This window comes from Sphingomonas sp., assembly GCF_965248875.1.
Taxonomy (GTDB): domain Bacteria; phylum Pseudomonadota; class Alphaproteobacteria; order Sphingomonadales; family Sphingomonadaceae; genus Sphingomonas.
The window spans coordinates 1-5,374 of sequence record NZ_CBDFKR010000012.1; the positions used below are offsets into that span (position 1 = coordinate 1).

At 70.5% G+C, this 5,374-nt stretch carries 6 protein-coding genes; 4 read left to right on the forward strand and 2 right to left on the reverse strand.

The features are described from left to right. Together ACP2AD_RS16440 and ACP2AD_RS16445 are read left to right on the forward strand one after the other, a co-directional pair. Positions 1 to 939, forward strand: a 939-nt coding sequence (locus tag ACP2AD_RS16440; protein ID WP_425231199.1) for an LLM class flavin-dependent oxidoreductase, incomplete at its 5' end; no start/stop codon positions are given. Between the two features lie 142 nt (positions 940 to 1,081). Then, on the forward strand, positions 1,082 to 2,434 hold the full coding sequence (locus tag ACP2AD_RS16445) for an FAD/NAD(P)-binding protein (protein WP_425231200.1): 1,353 nt from the start codon (positions 1,082 to 1,084) through the stop codon (positions 2,432 to 2,434). Between the two features lie 18 nt (positions 2,435 to 2,452). Here ACP2AD_RS16445 and ctrA read toward each other — a convergent pair whose 3' ends face one another. Together ctrA and ACP2AD_RS16455 are read right to left on the reverse strand one after the other, a co-directional pair. Next, positions 2,453 to 3,160, reverse strand: a complete 708-nt coding sequence (gene ctrA, locus ACP2AD_RS16450) for a response regulator transcription factor CtrA (protein ID WP_425231201.1) — start codon at positions 3,158 to 3,160, stop codon at positions 2,453 to 2,455. Between the two features lie 138 nt (positions 3,161 to 3,298). Then, positions 3,299 to 3,577, reverse strand: coding sequence for a DUF1153 domain-containing protein (locus ACP2AD_RS16455; protein WP_425231202.1), 279 nt, complete (start codon positions 3,575 to 3,577; stop codon positions 3,299 to 3,301). Between the two features lie 119 nt (positions 3,578 to 3,696). Between ACP2AD_RS16455 and mnmA the strand changes: the two genes are divergently transcribed. After that, a complete protein-coding gene (mnmA, locus tag ACP2AD_RS16460) occupies positions 3,697 to 4,788 on the forward strand; it encodes a tRNA 2-thiouridine(34) synthase MnmA (RefSeq protein ID WP_425231203.1) in 1,092 nt (363 codons plus the stop codon). An 11-nt stretch (positions 4,789 to 4,799) separates the two neighbouring features. Then, positions 4,800 to 5,240 carry a YybH family protein gene (locus ACP2AD_RS16465; protein ID WP_425231204.1) on the forward strand — a complete coding sequence of 147 codons (441 nt, stop codon included), beginning with the start codon at positions 4,800 to 4,802 and terminating at the stop codon, positions 5,238 to 5,240. The last annotated feature ends 134 nt before the right edge of the window (positions 5,241 to 5,374 follow it).

The following is a 5,374-nucleotide window of genomic DNA, read 5'->3' on the forward strand; positions in this document are numbered from 1 at the left end:
GAGACGCTGGGCTTCGACAACGTGCTGCTGCCGTCGGGCTATACAGCTGGGATCGAGACGACGGCGTTCGGCGCGGCGATCGCCGCCGTAACCAGCCGGATCCGCCTGCTGATGGCGGTCAGGGTGGGCGAGATGTGGCCGCCGCAACTGGCCCGCCAGATCGCGACTATCGACCGGATCGCGGGCGGGCGGCTGACCATCAACATCATCTCGTCTGACCTGCCCGGGCAGTCGATGCCGTCGGCACCGCGCTATGGCCGCACTACGGAGGCGATCGCGATCCTGCGCGCGCTGCTGGCTGGCGAGGGCATCGACCACCAGGGCGAACATTATCAGCTCAAGCTGGGGCCGCCCGATGTACGCCCGCTGGCGGGACGCGCGCCGCCGTTTTATTTCGGTGGGCTGAGCGAGGACGCGCGCGAGTGCGCCGCCGCCGGTGCCGACGTCTATCTGATGTGGCCCGATGTCGAGACCGAGGTCGCCGCGATCATCGCCGACATGCGGGCGCGCGCTGCCGCCCACGGCCGCACCCTGCGCTTTGGCTACCGCGCCCATGTCATCGTTCGCGACACCGAAGATGCGGCGCGCGCCGCCGCCGCCCGGCTGGTATCGCGGCTGGACGATGCCGAAGGCGAGCGCATCAAGTCGCTCGGCCTGCACGCGACCGCGGTCGGCACGGCGCGACAGGAGGCGCTGCGCCACGGGGCCGACGGGGAGGGCTATGCCGAGCGTCACCTGTGGACCGGCATCGGTCGCGCGCGGTCCGGCGCCGGCGCGGCGATCGTCGGCGACCCGGACCAGGTGTTGGCCAAACTGCAGGCCTATCAGGCGCTGGGCATCGAGGCGTTCATCCTGTCCGGCTACCCGCATGCGGCCGAGGCGGACCTGTTCGCGCGGCACGTGCTGCCGCGGCTGGCGCATGGGCCGTTGAGCCTGTGACCGGCCCCCACCCTAACCCTCGCTCTCCGGCTTCGCCGGGGGGGGAGGGGATCCGCACGCGGGTCTCCTCCCCCCCTGACGCGCAGCGTCAGAGAGCGGGGAGGGCTAGGGTGGGGGCCCGGCACCGCCGCACGGGCCTGCGATGATCTACAAATCCGTCGCCATCGTCGGCGCAGGGTTTTCCGGTAGCCTGCTCGCGATCAACATCCTGCGCCATGCCGGGCCGCAGGCGACGCTGATCGAGCGGCGACCGGTGTTCGGGCGTGGCACCGCGTACACCGCGCCGCATCCGTCGCACCTCCTCAACGTCCGCGCCGGCAACATGAGCGCGCTCAGCGACCGGCCCCAGCACTTCGCCGAATGGTGCACCGCGCGGGGGCTGGGCGGCGGCGGCGACTTCGCGCAGCGCAAGGTTTACGGCGAGTACCTGGGCGAGCTGCTCGACCGATCGAGCGCGCGCGCCGGCGAGCGCCTGCACCTGGTCAACGACGACGTGCGCGAAGCGACCGTCACCGACGATGCGGTCACGTTGCACTTCGCCGGGCGTCCGGCGGAGACCTACGATGCCCTGGTCGTCGCGGTCGGCAACCTGCCGCCGCACGCGCCGCCGGGGCTGGACCCGGTCGCCTTCCCGCCCGACCTGTACGCGCACGACCCATGGAATCCCGCCGTCGTCGAGGGGCTGACCGCCGCCGACACGGTGCTGCTGATCGGCACCGGGCTGACGATGGTCGATGTCGCGCTGTCGCTGGATGCCGCGGGCTTCGGCGGGCGCATCGTCGCGATGAGCCGGCGTGGATTGCTGCCGCGTCCGCACGTGCCGCCGGGACCGGTCGGCGACCGCAACGAGAAGCCGACGTCGCAGGCCTCCGCACTGCTGCGCGAACTACGTCAGCGGTCGCGTGCGATCGGCTGGCGGGCTGCGGTCGACGAGCTGCGGCCGTTCACCCAAAGCCTGTGGCTGTCGGCGGCCGTCGAGGAGCGCGCGCGCTTCATGCGTCACCTGCGGCCGTGGTGGGACGTCCACCGACACCGCCTCGCGCCCGCGGTCGCTGCGAAGATCGCCGAGATGCAAGCATCGGGGCAGCTCGAGATTGTCGCCGGCAAGCCGGGCCGCTTCGACAATCGCGGGGATCACGTCGCGGTGGATTGGCGCCCCCGCCATGCGGACGAGGCCGTCACGCTGACGGCGCGACGCATCGTCAACTGCACCGGTCCGCAGGGCGACCTGGCGCGCTCGACCGAGCCGCTGCTGCGCGGCCTGATCGCCGGAGGCCATGCCCGCGCCGACGCCAACCGGCTGGGTCTCGATGTCGATGCGCAGTCCCGCTTGATCGATGCCGACGGGCGGCCGCACCCGCGCCTGTTCGCGCTGGGCCCGATGACGCGCGGCGCGTTCTGGGAGATCGTCGCGGTGCCCGACATCCGCACCCAGGTATGGACGGTGGCGCGGCGGCTGGCGCAGGCGCACTGGGTCGGCGGGGAGGGGCTCTAAACCCATCCCCGCCGGGGTTCAGGCGACCCGTGCCTCGTCGATCGCCGGCTCGGGATCGCGTAGCGCATAGCCGCGGCCCCACACCGTCTCGATGCAGCCGCTGGCGGCCGTGCCGGCCTGCGACAGTTTCTTGCGCAGCTTGCAGATGAACACGTCGATGATCTTCAGTTCCGGCTCGTCGCGGCCACCGTAGAGGTGGGTCAGGAACATTTCCTTGGTCAGGGTCATGCCCTTGCGCAGCGACAGCATCTCCAGGATCGCATACTCCTTACCGGTCAGGTGGACGCGGCGGCCATTGACCTCGACGGTGCGCGCCGCGAGATCGACCGCCATCGGCCCGGTGACCACGACCGAGCGGGCATGGCCCTTTGAGCGGCGGACCAGCGCATGAACCCGGGCGAGCAGTTCGGCGCGCTGGAACGGCTTGGTGACATAATCGTCGGCACCCAGGCCGAAGCCCGACACCTTGGCCTCGGTCTCGCCGTTGCCGGTCAGGATGATCACCGGCGTTGCGATCCGCGCCACCCGCAACCGGCGCAGCACCTCATAGCCGTGCAGGTCGGGCAAGGTGAGGTCGAGCAGGATCGCATCATAGTCGTAAACACGGGCCAGTTCGATGCCGTCCTCGCCGGTAAAGGCGGTTTCGTGTTCTAGTCCCGCTCCCCCAAGCATCAACTCAATCGACCGCGCCATCAGGCGGTCGTCCTCGACGATCAGAATACGCATCACTACCCCCGGCAAATGGGACGAATGGCAGCGTCCCTCCAACGCCGACGGGTCTAACTCCGTACCCATTGTTAACGCGATGCCGGGAGCGGTGACAAGGGTTAACAACATAAAGCCTTTCGATAGTGGTATTTCCGCCTATGTCGTTACGGCTGCGAAAACAGGTTTGTAAATCTGTACGCGCGTGACGCGCAGCCCGGGCACACCGGCGCAGTCGTGCGCGCGCTCCCACAACGCCAGCTCCTCGTCGCTGAGTTGCCAGCGCCGCCGCGCCTCCGCGCGCTCGATCAGGCCGCCGCGGATCGCTGCCAGCACTTCCGCCTTGCGCCGCACCACCCACCGCCTGGTGTCGGCGGGCGGCAGGTCCGCCAGCGTCAGCGGCCCCAGCGGCCCGGCTACGGTCGGCTCCCCGTTCATGCACCACTCCCTCGACGCAACATTACGCTTGCAGGAACGGCAAGAGCTTGCCGGGCTTGCCGGTGCCCGTGAGGTTAAGGGGGGTTGACCATGCCGGCGGCGGGGCCAAGTGCACGGGCATGGAGGCCCTGCCGATCCTGCCCCCCGCGGGCACCCGTGTCGTCGTCGCCATGTCAGGCGGCGTCGACAGCTCGGTCGTCGCCGCGCTGTGCGCCGAGGCCGGGTGCGAGACCATCGGCGTGACGCTGCAGCTGTACGAAGGCGGCGAGGTGGCGCGGCCGGGAGCCTGCTGCGCCGGCGCGGATATCCGCGACGCGCGCGCCGTCGCCGCCCGGCTCGGCATCGCGCATTATGTGCTGGACTATGCCAGCGCCTTCCGCGACGCGGTCATCGACGAGTTCGCCGACAGCTATGCGCGGGGGCAGACGCCGGTGCCGTGCGTGACCTGCAACCGCACGGTGAAGTTCCGCGACCTGCTCGCGGTCGCGCAGGACATGGGCGCGGATTGCCTGGCCACTGGCCATTATGTCCGCCGCAGTGACGGCCCGCAGCTGTGGCGCGGCATCGATCCGGCCAAGGACCAGAGCTACTTTCTTTATGCTACGACGCGCGCGCAGCTCGACTATCTGCGGTTTCCGCTCGGCGGGTTGTCGAAGGCGGCGGTGCGCGCGCACGCGGCGCGGCTGGGGCTGGCGGTGGCGGCCAAGCCGGACAGCCAGGACATCTGCTTCGTTCCCGGCGGGGACTATGCCAGCGTCGTCGCCGCGTTGCGCCCCGAGGCGGTGCAGCCGGGCGAGATCGTCGACCTCGACGGCCGCGTGCTGGGTAGTCACGCCGGGCTGATTAACTTTACCGTCGGTCAGCGCAAGGGTATCGGGCTGGGCGGCACCGCCGAGCCGCTTTACGCCGTCAGGCTGGAGCCCGAAGCGTGCCGCCTGGTCGTCGGCCCGCGCGCCGCGCTGGCGGTGGCGGGCGTGACGCTGGCCGCCCTCAACTGGCTCGGCGACGGCGAGCCGGCGGGCGAGATCAGCGTCAAGGTCCGCTCGATGGCGCTGCCGGTGCCGGCCCGGCTGACGGACGGGGTGCTCCGGTTCGAGCAGCCCGAATACGGCGTGTCGCCGGGCCAGGCGGCGGTATTCTACGCGGGTGATCGCGTGCTGGGCGGCGGGACGATCGTCGCCACCGAGAGCATGGTCACGGCGGCCGGATGACCGAGGACGAAATGACCGAGCTCGTCCGGTGCACCGCCGCCGCCAATGCCGCGTGGATGAACGGCGACGCCAGGGGCTATGCCGAGCTCAATAGCCACGCTGAGGATTTCACGATCATGGGGCCATTCGGCGGCGCGCCGACCCGCGGATTCGACGCTTGGAACGCGCGGGCACCAGCCGTTGCGCGCAGTTTCCGGTCAGGCGTGTCGGAGTTGGACGTGATCGCGTCCTATGCGTCGGGCGATCTGGTGGTGCTGGTGACGATCGAGCGGCAGCGCGGCGAGATCGGCGGCGTCGCCGACCGGGACTGGACGCTGCGGGTCACCCAGGTCTATCGCCGCGAAGGAGGTGCCTGGCGCGTCGTCCACCGCCATGCCGATCCGCTTGTTCACCTCCGCGATATGGCGGACACCGCCGCTTTGGCTAGCGGGGGCCTCCCTCCCCCCACGTGAGCTAAGCGAATGTAGAGCGGGGAGGGCGCGGACAGACGCGCCGCAGGCGCGGCCCCGGGGTGGGGGCCGGTCGATCGCCGAGATCCGGTCGCGTGGCGATACCCCCACCCCCGACCCTCCCCGCTCTACATTCG